The following is an 18,165-nucleotide window of genomic DNA, read 5'->3' as shown; positions in this document are numbered from 1 at the left end:
GTGCCTGCACCGGCTGCTGCGCCTCAGCGCAGCGCGCGGACCCGCCCGAGCCGGTCGGCACCACGCGCCACTGCGCGCATCCGAGCGGACACGACGTCGACCATGAGTGCCGTCGCCGGCGACAGGACGGCCCCGGTCCGGTGCACGATCGCGAACCGGTCGAACACCTTCGGACGCAGCGGCACCCAGCCCAGGTCCGGCGACAGACGGTCGGCGAGCAGGTGGAGCATCCCGAGGCCCAGGACGGTGTCGGCCTCCCCCGACTCGGCCACCTCGAGTGCGGTCTCGACGTCCTCGACCTCGACGCGCGTCTGCAGGGTCCGACCGGTCGCCTCGACCATGGTGGCGAGCTGGCTCCGGGTCGTGTCGATCTGCGCCCAGCTCGCCCACGGGAGGACGAGCGGTGCCGCACCGAGCCGCGGGCCGGTGACTGGCTGGGACAGGCGGTCGGCGTGCGCACTGGCGTAGACGAGCTCGTCCCGGATCAGCGGGTTGACCTCGAGGTTGGGATCGTCGACCGGCAGCGAGACGAGGGCCGCCTCGAGCTGGCCCCGACGCAGCTGCTCGAGCACGTCGGTCGTGTGCCGGCCGACGAGCTCGACCCGCACGCCCGGATGCCGCTGGAGCACCTCGAGAACGACCGCACCCGACAGGTAGATCCGGGAGGCACCGAAGACGCCGAAGCGGATCGTCCCCGTCTCGACCTCGTTGACCGACCGGACCGCCTGCTGTCCGGCGCTCACCGCGGCGAGGGCCTGCTCGGCATGGGGGCGCAGCTCGTGGGCCGCCTCCGTGGGGAGCAGGCCGCGACCGACCCGCTGGAACAGCCGGGCGCCCAGGGACCGCTCGAGGACGCGCACCTGCTCGGACACGGACGGCTGGGCGTGCCCGAGACGAGTCGCAGCAGCGGTGAGCGAGCCCGACTCATAGGCGGCGAGGAAGCACCGGAGCTGGTGCAGCGTGGTCAAGGCTTCTCCTATGGATCCCAGAGGAAAGGGAGGATACCGCGATGGGGGCTGGACGGCATACCTTCTGGTCGTGAGTCACCCGTACGGCGTGGCGCGGACCGATCCGCGCGGCGCGCTCCTCGTCATGGCCGCCGCTGCCTGCTATGCACTGTCCGTCGTGTTCGCCAAGGGGGCCTACGTTCTCGGGGTCAGCGTCCAGACCCTCACCGTGTGGCGCTTCGCCATCGGTGCGCTGGCCTTCTGGGGCATGGTTTCGCTCCGACGGCCGGCGTGGCTGGCGCGTCGCGTCGTCCTGACGGCCATCGGGATGGGGTCGGTCGGCTTCGCGGTGCAGGCCCTCACCTACTTCGGCGCGATCGCGGTCATGGACGCCGGCCTCGCGACGCTGCTCGTCTACACCTACCCCGCGATCATCACCGTCATCGGTTTCCTCACGCGCCGACAGTCACCGACCCGTCGGACACTGGCCGCGCTCGGCTGCTCAGCGGCCGGGATGCTCCTGCTGGTCGGCCTCGGCGGGCTGGCGACGGTCTCCCGTCTCGGCGTCGGGCTCGCCCTCACCGCGGCGGTCACCTACGCGCTCTACACGATCGTCGCCTCCTCACTGCCGGCGGAGGCGGACGTCGTGCTGCTCATGGCCATCGTCACGACCTCTGCGTTCACCTCGGTCCTCGTCGTCGCCCTGGTGAGCGGCTCCCCGCTCTCCCTGGGAGCCGGTCCGGCGGTCTACGGGTGGGTGCTCGCCTACATCGCGGTCGGCACGTTGCTCGCCATGACGTTGCATCTCCAGGGCCTGGTCCGGATCGAGCCGTCCCGGGCCGGGATCCTCTCCAGCATCGAGCCGCTCGTCACGGCGGGGGCCGTGGCAGCGGTCTACGGGGAGCGGATGACGCTGGCCCAGATCGCCGGTGGGGCGGTCATCCTCGTCGGCATCGTCATCCTGCAGCTCAGGCCGCGACGGCCGGCGGTCGACCTGCTCGCGCAGACCCGACATCCCGACGTGCAGGAAACTCCCAGCGCCGTGGGTTTGGCTTCCTGAAGCAGCCCCCACGGTCACGGGCCCTCCTCCGTGCGCGCGTGGACGGACCTGGAGGAAGGCCACAGATGACATTGAAAGGGATGCTGCCCGCCGCGGCCGGGGCAGTCGCAGTTGCTGCGCTCCTTGGTGGGTGCGGTCTCGGCTTCGGTGACGAGATGATCGGCACCCCGTCCGCGACGGGGACCCAGGCCGGACCGGTGGTCCCGGAGCCACCGACCGGCAGCGGACCGGCCCAGCAGAGCGGCGGGGGTGGCGGTGGCAGCACGACACCGTCCTCGTCGGGCCCGAGTGGGTCGGGCGGATCCGGCGGGTCGACCCAGCCCTCGTCCGGCTCGCAGGCCGCGGGCGTCACCGAGGTACGCACCGGGACCTGGGACGTCGGCGACGCGGGCCAGGTCCAGTTCGCCGTGCGCCAGGGCCAGCTCCAGCTGTTGGCCGCGACACCCGCATCGGGCTGGCAGCAGGCCCAGCCGCCCACCACCCAACCCGACGCGATCGAGGTGGTCTTCGGCGCGCCGCTCGGCACGAAGTGGACCTTCCAGGTCCAGCTGTCGGGCTCGACGATGCAGATCACGAAGCAGAAGACCGTTGCCAAGGCGGCGGACGGCTCCTACCCGGTGGGCGCCGCGGGCTCCGTGGACTTCATCAGCTCCGGATCCCAGCTGAAGCTGACCAACGTCGCCCCCGAGGGGGGCTGGTCGGTGACCCAGCGCCAGTCCTCCCCCACCTCGATCAGCGTGTCCTTCAAGCAGGCCGCCGGCACCGCCCAGTTCACGGCGGCGATGTCCGGCACCGACGTGACGGTCACGACGAGCCAGCAGCTGAGCGGGCCGGTCACGACGACGTGACGAGTCAGAAGCCGAGTCGCTGCAGCTGTTTGGGGTCGCGCTGCCAGTCCTTGGCGACCTTGACGTGAAGGTCGAGGAAGACCTTCTGGCCCAGCAGTGCCTCGATCCCTCGCCTGGCGTTGGTGCCGACCTCACGCAGCCGTGAGCCGCCGCGGCCGATGACGATCGCCTTCTGGCTCGGCCGCTCGACGTAGACGTTGACCCGCACGTCGAGCAGAGGGCTGTCGGCGGGGCGGTCCTCACGCGGGACCATCTCCTCGACCACGACTGCCAGGGAGTGGGGCAGCTCGTCCCGGACGCCTTCGAGCGCGGCCTCGCGGACGAGCTCGGCGATCATCACGGCCTCCGGCTCGTCGGTGAGCACCCCGTCGGGGTACAGCTGCGGCGACTCGGGCAGGTACGACGAGAGGATGTCGCGCACCTCGGCGACCTGCTCGCCCGAGACCGCGGACACCGGCACGATCGCGTCCCAGTCGCCGAGCCGGTCGATGGCGATGAGGTGCTCGGCGAGCCGCTCGCGGTCGACCAGGTCGGTCTTGGTGGCAAGGGCGACGACGGGCCGGCGGCGCACCGTGCGCAGCTCGGCCAGGTCCTTGGCGATGAAGGTGTCACCAGGGCCGATCCGCTGGTCCGCAGGCAGGCAGAAGCCGATGACGTCGACCTCGAGGAGCGTCTCACGCACGAGGTCGTTGAGCCGTTCTCCGAGCAGGGTGCGCGGCTTGTGCAGGCCGGGAGTGTCGACGAGGATCAACTGCGCGCGGTCCGTGGTCGCGATGCCCCGGATCGTGTGCCGGGTCGTCTGCGGCTTGGACGACGTGATCGCGACCTTCTGGCCCACCAGGGCGTTGGTCAGGGTCGACTTGCCGGCGTTGGGGCGTCCTACGAGGCACGCGAACCCGGCCCGGTAGGCGGACTGGCCGGTCGGCTGACCGGACGGGACCCCTCCCGTCACGAGAGGCGAGCTTTCACGGGCCTGGCCCGTCGAGTCAGTGCCCATGGGCTTCCTCCTTGGCGCTGACGAGCTCCCCGACCACCTCGGGATCGGCTCGCTGGACGATGACGGTGGCCACCCGGTGCCGGCGGCCGGCCATTCGCTCGGCGGTGAGGACGAGGCCGGCGACTGCACCGCTCGAGCCGACGATGGGCACCCGGCCGATTGCCTTGGTCAGCAGGCCACCCACCGTGTCGACGTCCTCCTCGTCGATGTGCACGTCGAAGAGCTCGGCGAGGTCGTCGATGTCCATCGACGCCGGCACGCGGATGGTGCCGTCCTCGAGCCGCTCGGGACCGGGCGCCTCACGGTCGTGCTCGTCGGCGATCTCGCCGACGATCTCCTCGATGATGTCCTCGATGGTGACGAGGCCGGCGGTGCCGCCGTACTCGTCGACGACGATCGCGAAGTGGTTCTGCTCCTGCTGCATCTCGCGCAGCAGGTCGTCGACGGGCTTGCTCTCGGGCACGAAGTGCATGGGTCGCATCACCTCGGTCGCCGGCTGCTTGGCGTCCTCGGGAGCAGCGTTGAGCCGGCGGGCGACGTCCTTGAAGTAGAGCAGCCCCCGCACGTCGTCGGAGTCCTCCCCCACCACCGGGATCCTGGAGAAGCCGCTGCGCAGGAAGAGCGACATCGCGCTACGCAGCGTCTTCGTGTGCTCGAGGGTCACCATGTCGGTGCGCGGCACCATGACGGCGCGGGCCACCGTGTCGCCGAGCTCGAAGACGGAGTGGATCATCTCCCGCTCGTCGGCCTCGATGACCTCGCTCTCCCCGGCCCGGTCGAGCAGGTCCCGAAGCTCCGCCTCGGTCTGGAAGGGGCCGTCCGCGTAGCTGCGCCCCGGCGTCACGGCGTTGCCAAGCGCCACGAACCCGCGCGCGACGGGACCCAGGACGGTGCGCAGGGCCGCTGCGACCGGGGCACTCCAGAGGGCGACCGTGTCGAAGTGCTGGCGACCGAGGGTGCGCGGCGAGACCCCGACGACGACGAAGGACACCACGGCCATGATTGCGATGGCCACCAGGCCCGCCTGCCAGATGCTCTCGAGCCACGTCGCGACAGCCAGGGTGACCAGGACAGCCGTCGTCGCCTCGGCGACGACGCGCAGGAAGGCGATGACCGACAGGTGGACGGGCGTGTCGGCCACGACCCGCATCAGCGACTTCGAGCCGGCCCGGCCCTCGTCGAACAGCTCCTGGGCGCGCACCCGGGACATCCGGAAGAGCGCCGCCTCGGAGGTGGACAGGGCGAAGGCGACCACGATGCTGATCACGGCCGGGATGACGAGCTTGGGCAGCATGCGCGGCGGTCAGCTGGTGGGCCGGTTGCGGGTGGCGAGGAAGGTGAGGAGCAGCTGGCGCTGCAGCTCGAACATCTCGCGCTCCTCGTCCGGCTCGGCGTGGTCGTAGCCGAGCAGGTGCAGGATGCCGTGCGTCGTGAGCAGGAGCATCTCCTCGATGGGCGCATGCCCCGCCTCGCGGGCCTGCCGTGCGGCGACGGTCGGGCACAGCACGACGTCCCCGAGGTTGCCCTCGGTCGGCTCCTCACCGTCGATGCCCGGTCGCAGCTCGTCCATCGGGAAGCTCATGACGTCGGTCGGGCCGGGAAGGTCCATCCACTGCACGTGCAGGGTCTCCATCGCGGCCTCGTCGACGAGGGTGATGCACAGGTCGGCCTCGGCGTGCACGCGCATCTGGTCCATGACGTAGCGGGCACAGTCCAGCAGCTCGAGCTCGTCGACGGCGAAGTCGGTCTCGTTGAGGACGTCGACGCTCATCGGCGTCCCTCCTGCTCGCCCTGCTTGCGTCGTCGACGCAGGCGAGCGTCGTTGCGGTCGTAGGCGTCGACGATCTCGCTGACGAGGCGGTGGCGCACGACGTCGACCGACGTGAGCTCCGCGAAGTGGACGTCCTCGATGCCCTCGAGGATGTGCCGCACCTCGTTCAGGCCCGAGCGGGTGCCGCCGGGCAGGTCCACCTGCGTCACGTCACCCGTCACGACCATCCGCGACCCGAAGCCGAGGCGGGTCAGGAACATCTTCATCTGCTCCCCGGAGGTGTTCTGGGCCTCGTCGAGGATGATGAACGCATCATTTAGCGTTCTGCCACGCATGTAGGCCAGGGGCGCGACCTCGATCGTGCCGGAGGCCATCAGCCGCGGGATCGTCTCGGGCGAGATCATGTCGTGCAGCGCGTCGTAGAGCGGCCGCAGATAGGGGTCGATCTTGTCGTTGAGCGTGCCGGGCAAGAACCCCAGCCGCTCCCCCGCCTCGACCGCCGGCCGGGTCAGGATGATGCGGTTGACCTGCTTGGCCTGCAGGGCCGCGACCGCCTTCGCCATGGCGAGGTAGGTCTTGCCCGTGCCGGCCGGTCCGATGCCGAACACGATCGTGTGCTCGTCGATCGCGTCGACGTAGCGCTTCTGTCCGAGCGTCTTGGGCCGGATCGTGCGACCCCGGCTGCTGACGATGTTCATCGTCAGCACGTCGGCCGGGCGCTCCTTCGTCTGCCCCCGCAGCATGCCGATCGACCGCTCGACCGCGTCACGGTTGAGCGGCTGCCCCGTCGTGATGATGGCGAGCAGCTCGTCGAGCAGCTCGTCGATGAGCTCGAGCTCCCCGGCCGGTCCGCTGAAGCTCATCTCGTTGCCGCGGACGTGGGTGTCGACCGTGGGGAACTGCCGCTCGAGCGTGCGGAGGAACTCGTCCCGCGGCCCGAGGAGCGTCACCATGTCGGTGGGCGGCGGGATCTCCCGGGTGAGGACTGGCTGGGCCTGGGCGTCGGAACTCACGGAATCGGCGTCGTTCATTTGCGCCCAGTCTACGGGGACGGACCGACGGTGACCCGGTTCACACTCCCTGGGGTCAACCGGAGGGTCCCGTGGGGCGTCACCACGTCGTGAGAACGTTGGGCATGCCTACCGCACGGCCGCCGGGCCTGGACGACGCCGACCACGCGATCACGCAGCTGTATGCCGCTCACTGGACCCGGCTGGTCCGGCTGGCCTGGCTCCTGGTGCGGGACCAGTCTCTCGCCGAGGACGCGGTCCAGGACGCGTTCGTCGCCACGCATCGTCGGTGGGACGCCATCCGCGACTCGGGGCGGGTGCTGGGCTACCTGCAGACCGCCGTGGTCAACCAGTGCCGGTCCCTGCAGCGCCACGCGGTCGTCGTCGACCGCCAGAACCGGGCCGACGCAGCCGCCGCGGACGCCCCTGGCCGAGGCAGCCATGACAGTGCGGAGACCGTCGTGCTGGCCGCATCCGAGCGGCGCACGATGCTCGAAGCCCTCGGCGAGCTCCCCCAGCGACAGCGCGAGGTGCTCGTGCTCCGTTACTACGAAGACCTCTCCGAGGCCCAGATCGCCCGGGCCCTCGACATCTCCCCCGGCTCGGTCAAGGCGCACGCCCACCGGGCCCTCACGACCCTCCGAGCCACGATGGAGCAGCGATGAGCACTGATGACCGCAACGAGGGCCGCCGTCCCGAGGACGACACCGTCGTCATCGGCGCCGGCCTGCAGCCTGTCGAGGAGACGCTCCGGGGCGAGCTGCACCGGGAAGCCGGGTCGATCCGGCCCCACGACCGCCTGGACTCGATCCTGGCCGAGGCGCACGGGTCGCAGCTGACCGATGCCGCGACCGACCCGGTCGAGTCGGGCCGTCACCGTTGGTTGCTCCCTGTCGCCGCGGCCGCACTGGCGGCCGTCATCGCGGGCGGCGTCTGGGTCGCGAACCGCCCGACCTCCACGGCCCCCCCGGCCGCCTCGCCGACGACGACGTCGCAGCCGAGCGCGACGAGTGGCACGGCCACGAGCTCGGGCACCGAGACGATGTCCACCTCGGCCTCGACCACCGGGTCCGGCTCTGCGCCCGTGCCCGCCCAGACCGTGAGCCTTCCGGTCTACTACGCCGGCCCCCGCACCGACGGCTCGACCCAGCTCGTCCTCTTCCGCGAGTTCGGGCCGGCCCAGGTCGCCGCGCCGGGCGACGCCGGCGCCAAGGCCACGGCTGCGCTCGAGCAGGCCGTCGCCGGCGGCCCGTCCGGCGCCGCGTACCAGCCCCTGTGGCAGGGGGTCCAGGTCGAGCAGGTCACCGTCAAGGCGGACCGGATCGACGTGTCCCTGTCGACCGGCGCCCGGGGACTCGACGCCGGCCAGGGCCAGGTCGCCGTCGACCAGCTGGTGTGGACCGCGCAGGCCGCCGTGGGCAAGGGCAACCTGCCCGTCCACTTCACCCTCGCCGATGGCTCCACCGCCCTCGCCGGCGACCTCACGACCGACAAGGCGTACACCCGGCCCACCGACGAGATGGCCGTGTGGGAGGTCCTGTCTCCCCTGTGGATCGACTCGCCCAGCCGGGGCGAGGTCGTGCCGGCCGGCGCGGTGACGGTCACGGGCGTCGCGAGCACCAACGAGGCCAACGTCCAGTGGAAGATCGCCAAGTCCGGCACGACGATCGCCACGGGCCACACCACGGCGGCGGTCTCCGCACCGGCCCGCGGCGCCTACTCGTTCACGACCGACCCGCTGCCCGCCGGTGACTACGTCGTGACAGTCTTCGAGACGAGCATGAAGGACGGGTCCGTCTCCGCGATGGCGACGAGGCCCTTCACCGTCAAGTAAGCGGTATGCCGCTCACCTCGTAGCGTCGGTTGCTGGCCTTTCGACGTCTGCAACCGTCGAGAGGCCACCGACCGACGAAGGGCCAGCAACCGACGAGAGGCCAGTACCCGTCAGGGGATCAGGCCCAACGGGACCCGGCGCTCAGCACCGCGAGGGCAGCGGGCCCGGCCGACGAGGCGCGCAAAATCGTCGAGCCCAGCCGCACCGGCCGGGCCCCCGCGTCGGTCAGCGCGGCGAGCTCCCGGTCGCTGATGCCGCCCTCGGGCCCCACGACGAGCAGGACGTCTCCGGACTCGGGCAGCCGGACCTGCGCCAGCGGCTCGGTCGCATCCTCGTGCAGGACGAGGGTCAGCCCGTTCTGCGCGACCCGCCGCACGAGAGCGGCCAGGTCGACGGGGTCCGAAGTGAGCGGCATACGGGACCGACGGGACTGCTTCGTCGCGCGGGTCACGACAGCGCGCCACTTGGCCAGGGACTTCCGCGCGCGCTCGCCGCGCCACACGACGACGGAGCGTTCCGCCTGCCACGGCACGACCTCGTCGACGCCCAGCTCGGTGGCCGCCTCGATCGCCTGCTCGTCGCGGTCGCCCTTCGCGAGGGCCTGGACGAGAACGAACCGCGGCTCGGCGGCCGGCTCCTCGGTCACCTCGAGCACCCGTGCCCGCACCGCCGCCTTCTGGACGTCGTCGGCCTCGACGAGCAGGCGCCGGCCAGCCCCGTCGGCCACGTAGAAGCGCTCACCCGGCCGGACCCGCACCACCGTCGCGGCGTGCCGCCCCTCGTCGCCGTCGAGCAGCACCGAGCCGCCGACCTCGGCGGACGCCACCACCTCGGCAGGACCGAGGAAGAGCTGGTGGGTCACCCGCGGCTCACTCGCCCTTGAGGGCGTCGCGCAGCTTGCCGAAGAGACCCTTGTCGACCGGGTGGGCGCGGCCGTCGGGCCGGTCCTCGCCGCGAAGGGCGGCGAACTGCTGGAGCAGCAGCTCCTGCTCCTCCGTCAGGTGGGTCGGGGTCGTCACGTTGGCGTGCACCCTGAGGTCGCCCCGACCGCCTCGCTGCAGGTGGGTCACCCCGAGGCCCCGCAGGGTCACGACGTCGCCCGGCTGGGTGCCCGGGCGGAAGTCGATGTCCTGCATCCCGTCGAAGGTGGACAGCTTCAGGGTCGAGCCGAGCGCGGCCGTGGCCATGGGCAGCTCGACGGTCACGTGCAGGTCATCGCCGCGCCGGCTGAACGTGTCATGGGGCTGGACGCGGATCTCGACGTAGATGTCGCCCGCCGGGCCATTGCCGTGGCCGACCTCGCCCTCCCCAGCCAGCTGGATGCGGGTGCCGGTGTCGACACCGCCCGGCACCTTCAGCTTGAGGGTGCGCCGGGTGCGGACCCGGCCGTCGCCGGAGCAGTCGCGGCAGGGGTCCGTCAGCGTGGACCCGTAGCCCTGGCAGGCGACGCAGGGGCGCGAGGTCATGACCTGGCCGAGGAAGCTGCGCTGGATCTGCTGGACCTCACCGCTGCCGCCACAGACGGGGCAGGTCTGGCGGCCGGTGCCGGGCTCGGCGCCGTCGCCGCCGCACCGGCGGCACCCGATGGCGGTGTCGAGGGTCAGCTCCTCCTCGGAGCCGAAGACGGCCTTGGCCAGGTCGATGTCGAGCCGGACCAGGGCGTCCTGACCGCGCTGGACGCGGCTGCGCGGCCCCCGTGCGCCTGCCCCCGCGCCGGCACCGAAGAAGGCGTCCATGACGTCGCTGAACGAGAAGCCCGCGCCGGCGAAGCCACCCTGCCCGGCCGCCGCGTAGGGGTCGGCGCCGTGGTCGAAGGCACGGCGCTTCTCAGGGTCGGACAGGACGTCGTAGGCCTGCGAGACGCGCTTGAACTCCTCCTCCGCCTCGGCACCCGGATTGACGTCCGGGTGCAGCTTGCGGGCGAGGCGACGGTAGGCCTTCTTGATCTCCTCCTGGCTCGCGCTGCGCGAGACACCGAGGACGGCGTAGTAGTCGTTCAAGCAAGTGGTCCTTCTGGTTCAGTTGCTGCGTGGGTCCCCGAGGATGTCGGAGACGTAGCGGGCCACGGCGCGCACCGCGGCCATCGTCGTGGGGTAGTCCATCCGTGTCGGGCCGAGCACGCCGAGGCTGGCGACCCGCTCGTTGCCCGTCCCGTACCCAACCGACACGAGCGAGGTCGACTGGAGCCCGGACACCGGGTTCTCGTGACCGATCCGGACGGAGACGACCTCGGGGTCCTCGCTCAGCTCGCCGAGGAGGCGGAGCAGCACGACATGTTCCTCGAGCGCCTCGAGGATCGGTCCGATCGACCGGGGGAAGTCACCCCGCGACCGGGCCAGGTTGGCCTGCCCGGCGAGGACGACCCGCTCCTCCCGCTCCTCGACGAGCGCCTCCTCGAGGGCCGTGACGACCGACTCGATGACGTGCCGGTCCCCCTCGGGGAACTCCTCGACGAGCGTGCGCAACGACGTCGCGGCGACCCGGAACGGGACGCCGGCCGCGACGTCGTTGATGCGCGTGCGAACCCTCGCGACGAGCGCCTCGCCGTCGACCGTCGTCAGGTCGCGGCCCGTGTCGACGATCCGCTGCTCGACCCGGCCGGTGTTGACGATGAGGACGACCATGACGCGCGGGCCCCCGACCGGGACCAGCTCGATGTGTCGCACGGTCGACCGGGTCAGCGAGGGGTACTGCACGACCGCGACCTGACGCGTCAACGATGCGAGGAGGCGCACCGTCCGGTCGACGATGTCGTCGAGGTCGACGGCGCCGTGGAGGAACTGGGTGATCGCGGTGCGCTCACCGCGGCTCAGGGGCTTGATCTCGCTGAGCCGGTCGACGAAGACGCGGTAGCCGAGGTCCGTCGGGACCCGCCCGGCCGAGGTGTGCGGGGCGTGGATCAGCCCCTCCTCCTCGAGCAGCGCCATGTCGTTGCGCACCGTCGCGGCGGAGACGCCGAGTTGGTGCCGCTCGACGAGCGCCTTGGAGCCGACCGGTTCTGAGGTCTGGACGTAGTCCTGCACGATGGCCCGGAGGACGTGGAGTCGCCGGTCCTCGGACATGGTCCTGCCTCCTCTCGGTCGTCTGGGCACCGCCCGGGCGCATGGTCCGGTGCTGGCACTCTCTGGTCCCGAGTGCCAAGTCTACGACGTTTCCGCCACAACACTGACACGCGCACGCTCCTTCCCGGCCGGGCCCGACCCCGCCGGGCACCGGGCCCGACCGCACCGGGCACCCGCGTGGCGGTCCGAGACCTGGCCCGCTGAGCGGCATACCCTCTCTGATCGTGCCTCCGATCGACCGCTACGGCTCTGACGTCCTCTCCGGCGACTGGCGCGCCCCGAAGGGTGGGCGCTCCGTCGACGTCGCCGCGGAGCCAGGCCTCGTCGTCGAGGAGGTCGAGACCGGCTGGGTCGGGGCCGTCGTGCGCGTCGAGAAGGCCGGCGGGATGCACGTCGTGCACCTGGAGGACCGGCGGGGACGGACAAAGGCCTTCCCGCTCGGGCCCGGCTTCCTCATCGACGGCAAGCCGGTCGCGCTGACGCGGCCGGTCGCTGCCGCCGCCACGGCGCTGGCGGCCGCGCGGCAGGCGCAGTCCCGCACCGCCAGCGGGTCCGTCGCCGTGCACGATGCGCGCGCCAAGGTCGCGAGCGGCTCGCGGATCTATGTGGAGGGGCGGCACGACGCCGAGCTCGTCGAGAAGGTGTGGGGCGACGACCTGCGCATCGAGGGGGTGGTCGTCGAGATGATGGACGGCGTCGACGACCTCGCCGGGATCATCGCGCAGTTCCAGCCCGGCCCCGGCCGGCGGCTCGGCGTCCTCGTCGACCACCTCGTCCCGGGGACGAAGGAGTCCCGCATCGTCGAGCAGGCGCGGTCCCTGCCGGGGCTCGCCGACCACGTCCTCGTCCTGGGCCACCCCTTCGTCGACGTCTGGCAGTCGGTCCGGCCCGAGCGCCTCGGCTGGCAGCAGTGGCCGGTCATCCCCCGGGGCACGTCGTGGAAGCACGGGATCTGCGCTGCGCTCGGCTGGCCCCACGCGTCCCAGGCCGACATCGCGCTGGCCTGGAAGCGGATCCTCGGCCGGGTCCGCACCTACGCCGACCTGGAGCCGGCGCTGCTCGCCAGCGTCGAGGAGCTGATCGACTTCGTGACGGCGCCGACGACGTGAGCCGTCGCCCTCACGAGGGGCCCCTCAGGCGCGGACGTACCCGAGGACGTCGACCTTGAGGTATGCCGCTGAGCCGGCTCGCACTCGGATGGATCCGTCCGCTCCGAGCGGGATGACGACCGTGTTGACGACGGTCTGCCCCGGGGCGTACTTCACCGACGCGTAGGCCGGCTCGGTGGTCCCGCTCGGGTAGGCGGTCAGGTAGCCGGCCGCCGTCGGCGCGACGGCCGTGACCGTGGCGACGACCGCCTTGACCCCGCTCGTCGGGACCCCGGCTCGACCGGCCACCTTGACGAGTGGGGCGGCACCGGCCGCGACCCGGCCCTTCGTGATGGCCAGCCCGGTCTCGCTGTCGAGGATGCGGGCCGGGGTCACCGCGACCTGGTCGCCCGTCGTCGGCAACCAGCCCACGATGTCGACCATGACGTCAGTCTGGGCGGTCGAGTGGACGCTGACCGCCCCGCCGGTGCCGATCCTCGCCTGGACCAGCCCGGTGCTGGCCCGGGCCGTCTCGTAGCGCACCTGCGGCGCGCCCGGCCGGGCGGCCCCGGTCGGCCACGTGGTCAGCCACCCGCCCGTGCTCGGCGCGCTGGCCGAGACGTCGAGCAGGACCGACCCGGCCCCGGACGTCGGGACCCCCGCCTTGCCGGTCACGACGAGGTTCAGGGTCCCACCGGCGGCCAACCGAGCCTTCGGCGCCGCGAGTCCGGTGCGTGTGTCCAGGACCCGCACCGCCGCACCGCCGGAGACGTAGCCGCCGACGGGCGACCAGCCGACCACGTCGGCGGACAGGTCGGTGCGCGCCGAGGTGTAGATCCGCACCTTGCCGTCGGCGCCGACGCGCGCCGCGACGAGCTTGGTGACGGTGACACCGGCTCCGTAGGACAGCTCCCGGCTGTTGGGCTGCGTCGTGCCGGAGGCGTGGACGGTGAGGTAGCCGGCGGCCGCCGGGGCCGTCGCGTTGATGTTGAGCAGCACGGTGCCGACGCCGGTGCTCGGCAGGCCCGCCCGGCCGGACACCGGCACGGTCAGTGCGCCACCGGCGGGCACCGGCGCCTTGGCGGCCGCCAGTCCGGTGCGGGTGTCGAGGATGCGCGCCGGCTTGGCCAGCTGGAAGGTGCGCGCCGGCGCCGCGACGGTCGGCCCCTGGTCCTTGAGGTGGATGAACCCCTTGGGCCACAGCCCGCCCCCGAGGGTGACGCGGCGCCAGCGGAAGTCACCACCCCAGTTGTCCTCGGAGATGATGATCTCCGTCGACGAGACGACCCGCTCGACGTAGGCGACGTGACCGGAGGTGGAGAAGGACGTGTCCCACCAGGCGATCGATCCCACTGCCGGGTTCGCTGTGGTCTCCATCGGGAAGGACGGGCCCCAGTTCGACGCGTTGCCCGACAGCGACGCAGGTCGTGCAGTCGGCATGCCGTTCTTGACCATCCGGTAGGCGACGTAGTTCGTGCAGTTGTGCCCGGTGTACTGGGACCAGTAGCTCGTCGAGCTGACCGCCAGGTAGCCCGCGTTCGGGTAGCCCGCGGCGGCACATCCGTCATAGCCCGTGCAGAGGACGATCCACTCGGCCGCCCTGGCAGCCGGGACGTTGGCCATCAGCCCCGCGACGAGGACCCCGATGGCGAGCAGCACCGTGGAGACAACGCCGCGCCGATGATCACGACTCTTCAATTTCATGGGCCCTCTCCCGCGCGGCGCCTTGACACAAACCGTGTTGAAGATAGGGCAATCTGGGCACGGTTGAAGGCGTTTCCCACCCATCACATCTGTCAGATGCGACTCAGGGCCCCGCGGGAGTGGTCAGCGGCGGCGGCGCGGTGCCACGAACCGGCGGATCAGCTCGCGTCGCAGTGACGTGAAGGGCGGGTAGACGACCGCCACGAGGTCCGGGCGGGTCGGGGCGTCGAGGACCGGCTTGGTGTGCGAGAAGACGTCGATGGACGCCTCCCCGTGGTAGCTGCCCATGCCGCTCGCGCCGACGCCGCCGAAGGGCAGGGTGGGCACGGCCAGGTGCGCCATCGGCAGGTTGAAGCTGACGGCGCCGGACGACGTGCCGGTGAGGAACCGGCGCTTCGTCTCCTCGTTGCCGGTGAAGACGTAGAGCGCGAGCGGCTTGTCCCGAGCGGTGATGAACTCGATCGCCTCTCGGACCCCCGACACGGCGACGAGCGGCAGGACCGGCCCGAAGATCTCCTCCTGCATCACCGCGTCCGCCGCCTCGACCCCGTCGAGGATCGTCGGCTCGATGTAGCGGGTGGCGGCATCCACCCTGCCGCCCACCGCCACCCGGTGCGGCGCGATCAGAGCCGAGACGCGTTCGAAGTGCCGGTCGTTGACGATCCGGCCGTAGGTCTCGGACTCGGAGGGGTCTGGAGAGTGGAAGTCACGGATCGCCTTCTCCAGCAACGGTTTCAGCTCGTCGAGGACTCCTCGGGTGCCGAGCACGTAGTCCGGTGCCACACAGGTCTGTCCGGCATTCGTGAACTTGGCCCAGACGAGCCGACGAGCGGCGACCTGCAGGTCTGCGTCCTCGTCGACGAACGTCGGCGACTTGCCGCCGAGTTCGAGGGTGACGGGGGTCAGGTGCTTGGCTGCGGCCTCCAGCACGATGCGACCGACGTGGGCGCCGCCCGTGTAGAAGATGTGGTCCCAGCGCTGCTCGAGCAGGGCCGTCGTCTCCGGGACGCCACCCTCGACGACCCGGACGGCGGACGTGTCGACATAGGCGGGGAGCAGCTGGGCGAGCGTCCGGGACGTGGCCGGCGCGTGCTCGCTCGGTGAGAGGACGACGGCGTTGCCGGCCGCGAGGGCACCGGCGACCGGGGCGAGCGACAGTTGGAGGGGATAGTTCCACGGGGCGATGACCAGAACGACGCCGAGGGGCTCGCGGATGAGCCGCGCCCTGGCCGGCTGGAGGAAGAGCGGGACGGCCGCTCGACGCGGGCGCAGCCACTCCCGCAGGTGGCGCAGCAGGTGGTCGATCTCGTTGGCGACGAAGCCGATCTCGGTGACCCACGACTCGACTGCATGCTTGCCGAGGTCCTCGGCGAGGGCGCGGGCGAGCAGCTCGTCGTTGTCGAGCAGCATGCGGTGCAGCGCCTCGAGCTGGGCGACCCGCCAGGCGTAAGGCTTGGTGACACCCCGCCCGAAGGTGGCCCTGAGCTCGTCGACCAGCCCCGCGATGTCCGTCGCCATGCGGTCATTGTGCTGCATCGCGGTCGGGTCAGCTCGACAGCAACCGGTGCACGACGGTGTCGGCCAGCAGGCGCCCCCGCCGGGTGAGCACGAGCCGCCGGTCGCGGACCGCGGCCGGCCCCTCGACGAGGCCGTCCGCGACGAGCCCGGCCACCGCCTCTCGTCCGGCGGGTCGCAGGTCGGTGACGGGGAGCCCGTCGACGATCCGCGAGCCGAGCAGGACCCGCTCGTCGTAGCGCTGCTCCTCGTCGAGGGTCTCTCGCGCGTGCGCCGGGGACGCGCCGGAAGCCAGCCGAGCGGCATACGCGTTGGGGTGCTTGACGTTCCACCAGCGCACCCCGCCGACATGGCTGTGGGCACCCGGGCCGACCCCCCACCAGTTGCCGCCGTTCCAGTAGGCGAGGTTGTGTCGGCACCACGCGTCCCGGGAGCGGGCCCAGTTGCTCACCTCGTACCAGCCGAGCCCGGCCTGGGTCAGCAGCGCGTCGGCGAGCTCGTACTTGTCGGCCTCGTCATCGTCGTCGGGCGCCGCCACGTCGCCGCGCCGCACCTGCGCCGCCAGCTTGGTGCCCTCCTCGACGACGAGGGCGTAGGCCGAGATGTGGTCGGGCTCGAGGTCGATGGCCGCCTCGAGGCTGCGGCGCCAGTCGTCGAGGGACTCCCCCGGCGTGCCGTAGATGAGATCGACGCTGACCTGCAGGCCGGCGGCGCGAGCCCCCGCGACGGCGCGCGCGACGTTGGCGGGGTCGTGGGTGCGCTCCAGGGTGTGCAGCACGTGTGGGACCGCCGACTGCATCCCGAGGCTGACCCGGGTGAAGCCGCCCGCCGCGAGGGCGGCGAGCGACTCGGGGGTCACCGAGTCGGGGTTCGCCTCGGTGGTGACCTCGGCGTCGGGGCGGAGGCCAAACCGCTCCTGTATGCCGCTCACGATCCTCACGAGGTCGGCCGGCCTCAGCATCGTCGGGGTGCCGCCACCGACGAAGACCGTCGACACCTCGGGCGTGCGCTCCCCCAGCACCGTGGCCGCGAGGTCGAGCTCGGCGATCGCCGCCTCGGCGTAGGTGTCGACGCTGGCACCGTGCAGGCCGAGCTCCGGGATCGTGTACGTGTTGAAGTCGCAGTAGCCGCACCGCACCCGGCAGAACGGGACGTGCACGTAGAAGCCGAACGACGCCCCGCTCAGCGCGTCGAGGGCGGACTCGGGAAGGGAGCCGTCGGCGGGCGCGGGGTCGCCGTCGGGCAGGGCGGAGGGCACGCCCCCATCATCCCAGCCCGTCACTCGGGCTGGTCCCGGGGCGGGCGCGCCCGCTGGATAGGTTGAGCGCCATGCGAGTCCTGACCGATGCCGATGTCGTCGCTCTTGCCCCTGACCCCCTCACGACGATCGACCTCGTCGCCGACGCCCTGCGCGCGCTGGCGCGCGGTGAGGGCGACGTGCCCCCGAAGCACACGGTCCATGCGGGGCCTCAGGACTCGTTCGCCAACGGCATGTCGGCGACGTGGCCGGAGCGCGGGCTGGTCGGCAACAAGTGGATCACCCTCTTCCCGACCAATGCCGCCCTCGGCCTGCCGACCGCCTCGGGCGTCCTCGTCCTCAACGACGGGCAGACCGGCGTGCCGACCCACCTCATCGCGGCCGGCGAGGTGACCGCCCGGCGGACGGCGGCCGTGAGCGGCGCGTGCCTGCGCGCGTTGGCGCCCGCCCAGGGACATGTTGCCTACACCGGCGCGGGGGCCCAGGCGCGGTCGCACCTGATGATGCTCGAGGCGCTCGGGCGCACGGACGTCGTCGTCTACGCCCGCCGCGCCGAGGCACGTGAGGAACTGGCTGCCTGGGCCGCCCGGCACGTCCCGTCGGTCGACCTCCGGCTCGTCGGGGCACCCGCCGAGGCCGTGCGCGGCGCCGGCGTCGTCATCACCGGGCTGTCCATCGGGATCGAGGGGGCGCACCTCGACGCGGCAGACCTCGGGGCGGACACGCTCCTGCTCCCCATCGACTACGCCAGCTCCGTCGGCCCCGCCATCGCCGCGACGGCGCTGCTGGCCGCCGACGACCGCGACCAGTTCGAGGCCTCCCGCCTCGCCGGCAAGCTCGGCGACTACCCCCCGGCCACCGTCTGGGACGGCGACCTGCTCGACGGCGACCGACCGGCCGGCCGGATCGTGTGCCAGAACCTGGGCACCGCCCTGGCCGACCTCATCGTCGGAGAGGCGGTGGCCCGTGCCGCCGACGACCGCCAGCTCGGCCAGGTCATCGACCTCCGCGGCTGACCCGTGTGTCCGACGCTCGGTCGGGTCCTCGCCGCTTGGCTCAGCCGGAGCCCAT

17 protein-coding genes are annotated in these 18,165 nt (G+C 72.0%); 6 read left to right on the top strand and 11 right to left on the bottom strand.

Translation table 11 applies throughout. The features are described 5' to 3' along the window. Positions 1-23: 23 nt before the first annotated feature. Positions 24-968, bottom strand: coding sequence for a LysR family transcriptional regulator (locus tag N864_RS05635; protein ID WP_034714429.1), 945 nt, complete (start codon positions 966-968; stop codon positions 24-26). Between the two features lie 70 nt (positions 969-1,038). Between N864_RS05635 and N864_RS05630 the strand changes: the two genes are divergently transcribed. Together N864_RS05630 and N864_RS05625 are read left to right on the top strand one after the other, a co-directional pair. Then, positions 1,039-2,007, top strand: a complete 969-nt coding sequence (locus tag N864_RS05630; RefSeq protein ID WP_162164507.1) for a DMT family transporter — start codon at positions 1,039-1,041, stop codon at positions 2,005-2,007. A gap of 65 nt (positions 2,008-2,072) precedes the next feature. Next, the gene (locus N864_RS05625; RefSeq protein ID WP_155892826.1) at positions 2,073-2,855 is read left to right on the top strand and encodes a hypothetical protein; all 783 of its coding nucleotides are present in this window, start codon (positions 2,073-2,075) and stop codon (positions 2,853-2,855) included. 4 nt (positions 2,856-2,859) lie between these two features. Here N864_RS05625 and era read toward each other — a convergent pair whose 3' ends face one another. The 4 genes from era to N864_RS05605 are packed head-to-tail and all read right to left on the bottom strand — an operon-like array spanning position 2,860 to position 6,654. Next, positions 2,860-3,852 carry a GTPase Era gene (era, locus tag N864_RS05620; RefSeq protein WP_240474222.1) on the bottom strand — a complete coding sequence of 331 codons (993 nt, stop codon included), beginning with the start codon at positions 3,850-3,852 and terminating at the stop codon, positions 2,860-2,862. Further along, positions 3,842-5,146 (bottom strand): hemolysin family protein, encoded by a 1,305-nt coding sequence (locus tag N864_RS05615; protein ID WP_034714425.1) that lies wholly within the window; start codon positions 5,144-5,146, stop codon positions 3,842-3,844. Before N864_RS05615 ends, era begins: the two co-directional genes overlap by 11 nt. 9 nt (positions 5,147-5,155) lie before the next feature. Beyond that, positions 5,156-5,623: an rRNA maturation RNase YbeY gene (gene ybeY / locus N864_RS05610; protein WP_034714423.1), complete on the bottom strand. Its 468-nt coding sequence runs from the start codon at positions 5,621-5,623 to the stop codon at positions 5,156-5,158. Continuing rightward, positions 5,620-6,654, bottom strand: coding sequence for a PhoH family protein (locus tag N864_RS05605; protein WP_034714421.1), 1,035 nt, complete (start codon positions 6,652-6,654; stop codon positions 5,620-5,622). The genes ybeY and N864_RS05605 overlap by 4 nt, the downstream gene beginning before the upstream one ends. A 104-nt stretch (positions 6,655-6,758) precedes the next feature. Between N864_RS05605 and N864_RS05600 the strand changes: the two genes are divergently transcribed. Next, on the top strand, positions 6,759-7,298 hold the full coding sequence (locus N864_RS05600; protein WP_034714419.1) for a SigE family RNA polymerase sigma factor: 540 nt from the start codon (positions 6,759-6,761) through the stop codon (positions 7,296-7,298). Continuing rightward, on the top strand, positions 7,295-8,467 hold the full coding sequence (locus N864_RS05595; RefSeq protein ID WP_034714411.1) for a Gmad2 immunoglobulin-like domain-containing protein: 1,173 nt from the start codon (positions 7,295-7,297) through the stop codon (positions 8,465-8,467). The genes N864_RS05600 and N864_RS05595 overlap by 4 nt, the downstream gene beginning before the upstream one ends. Before the next feature lie 118 nt (positions 8,468-8,585). On the opposite strand, the gene N864_RS05590 is transcribed toward N864_RS05595, so the two are convergent. The 3 genes from N864_RS05590 to hrcA are packed head-to-tail and all read right to left on the bottom strand — an operon-like array spanning position 8,586 to position 11,529. After that, positions 8,586-9,329 (bottom strand): 16S rRNA (uracil(1498)-N(3))-methyltransferase, encoded by a 744-nt coding sequence (locus N864_RS05590; protein WP_034714409.1) that lies wholly within the window; start codon positions 9,327-9,329, stop codon positions 8,586-8,588. A gap of 7 nt (positions 9,330-9,336) precedes the next feature. Further along, positions 9,337-10,467 (bottom strand): molecular chaperone DnaJ, encoded by a 1,131-nt coding sequence (dnaJ, locus tag N864_RS05585; protein WP_034714407.1) that lies wholly within the window; start codon positions 10,465-10,467, stop codon positions 9,337-9,339. An 18-nt stretch (positions 10,468-10,485) separates the two neighbouring features. Next, entirely contained in the window at positions 10,486-11,529 is a 1,044-nt protein-coding gene (gene hrcA / locus N864_RS05580; RefSeq protein WP_034714405.1) for a heat-inducible transcriptional repressor HrcA, read from the bottom strand. Between the two features lie 218 nt (positions 11,530-11,747). Here hrcA and N864_RS05575 point away from each other — a divergent pair, with 218 nt between their 5' ends. Next, complete coding sequence (locus N864_RS05575) at positions 11,748-12,638, top strand: DUF3097 domain-containing protein (protein ID WP_051518231.1); 891 nt, start codon at positions 11,748-11,750, stop codon at positions 12,636-12,638. A 24-nt stretch (positions 12,639-12,662) separates the two neighbouring features. On the opposite strand, the gene N864_RS05570 is transcribed toward N864_RS05575, so the two are convergent. From N864_RS05570 to hemW, 3 genes are all read right to left on the bottom strand, one after another. Continuing rightward, positions 12,663-14,321, bottom strand: coding sequence for a CHAP domain-containing protein (locus tag N864_RS05570; RefSeq protein WP_162164506.1), 1,659 nt, complete (start codon positions 14,319-14,321; stop codon positions 12,663-12,665). A gap of 123 nt (positions 14,322-14,444) precedes the next feature. Further along, positions 14,445-15,839, bottom strand: a complete 1,395-nt coding sequence (locus N864_RS05565; protein WP_034714402.1) for an aldehyde dehydrogenase family protein — start codon at positions 15,837-15,839, stop codon at positions 14,445-14,447. Positions 15,840-15,867: 28 nt separating this feature from the next. Next, positions 15,868-17,094 (bottom strand): radical SAM family heme chaperone HemW, encoded by a 1,227-nt coding sequence (hemW, locus tag N864_RS05560; protein ID WP_034714401.1) that lies wholly within the window; start codon positions 17,092-17,094, stop codon positions 15,868-15,870. Between the two features lie 71 nt (positions 17,095-17,165). On the opposite strand from hemW, the gene N864_RS05555 reads away from it, so the two are divergent. Next, entirely contained in the window at positions 17,166-18,110 is a 945-nt protein-coding gene (locus N864_RS05555; RefSeq protein ID WP_034714400.1) for a hypothetical protein, read from the top strand. The last annotated feature ends 55 nt before the right edge of the window (positions 18,111-18,165 follow it).

This window comes from Intrasporangium chromatireducens Q5-1, assembly GCF_000576575.1.
Classification (GTDB): Bacteria; Actinomycetota; Actinomycetes; order Actinomycetales; family Dermatophilaceae; genus Intrasporangium_A; species Intrasporangium_A chromatireducens.
This window is presented reverse-complemented; position numbering and strand designations above follow the sequence as displayed.

Bases quoted from the DNA above. Each gene is read 5' to 3' on its own strand.
- N864_RS05625 (WP_155892826.1), top strand. From the start codon at position 2,073: ATGACATTGAAAGGGATGCTGCCCGCCGCGGCCGGGGCAGTCGCAGTT.
- era (WP_240474222.1), bottom strand. From the start codon at position 3,852: ATGGGCACTGACTCGACGGGCCAGGCCCGTGAAAGCTCGCCTCTCGTG.
- N864_RS05615 (WP_034714425.1), bottom strand. From the start codon at position 5,146: ATGCTGCCCAAGCTCGTCATCCCGGCCGTGATCAGCATCGTGGTCGCC.
- ybeY (WP_034714423.1), bottom strand. From the start codon at position 5,623: ATGAGCGTCGACGTCCTCAACGAGACCGACTTCGCCGTCGACGAGCTC.
- N864_RS05605 (WP_034714421.1), bottom strand. From the start codon at position 6,654: ATGAACGACGCCGATTCCGTGAGTTCCGACGCCCAGGCCCAGCCAGTC.
- N864_RS05600 (WP_034714419.1), top strand. From the start codon at position 6,759: ATGCCTACCGCACGGCCGCCGGGCCTGGACGACGCCGACCACGCGATC.
- N864_RS05595 (WP_034714411.1), top strand. From the start codon at position 7,295: ATGAGCACTGATGACCGCAACGAGGGCCGCCGTCCCGAGGACGACACC.
- hrcA (WP_034714405.1), bottom strand. From the start codon at position 11,529: ATGTCCGAGGACCGGCGACTCCACGTCCTCCGGGCCATCGTGCAGGAC.
- N864_RS05570 (WP_162164506.1), bottom strand. From the start codon at position 14,321: ATGAAATTGAAGAGTCGTGATCATCGGCGCGGCGTTGTCTCCACGGTG.
- N864_RS05565 (WP_034714402.1), bottom strand. From the start codon at position 15,839: ATGGCGACGGACATCGCGGGGCTGGTCGACGAGCTCAGGGCCACCTTC.
- N864_RS05555 (WP_034714400.1), top strand. From the start codon at position 17,166: ATGCGAGTCCTGACCGATGCCGATGTCGTCGCTCTTGCCCCTGACCCC.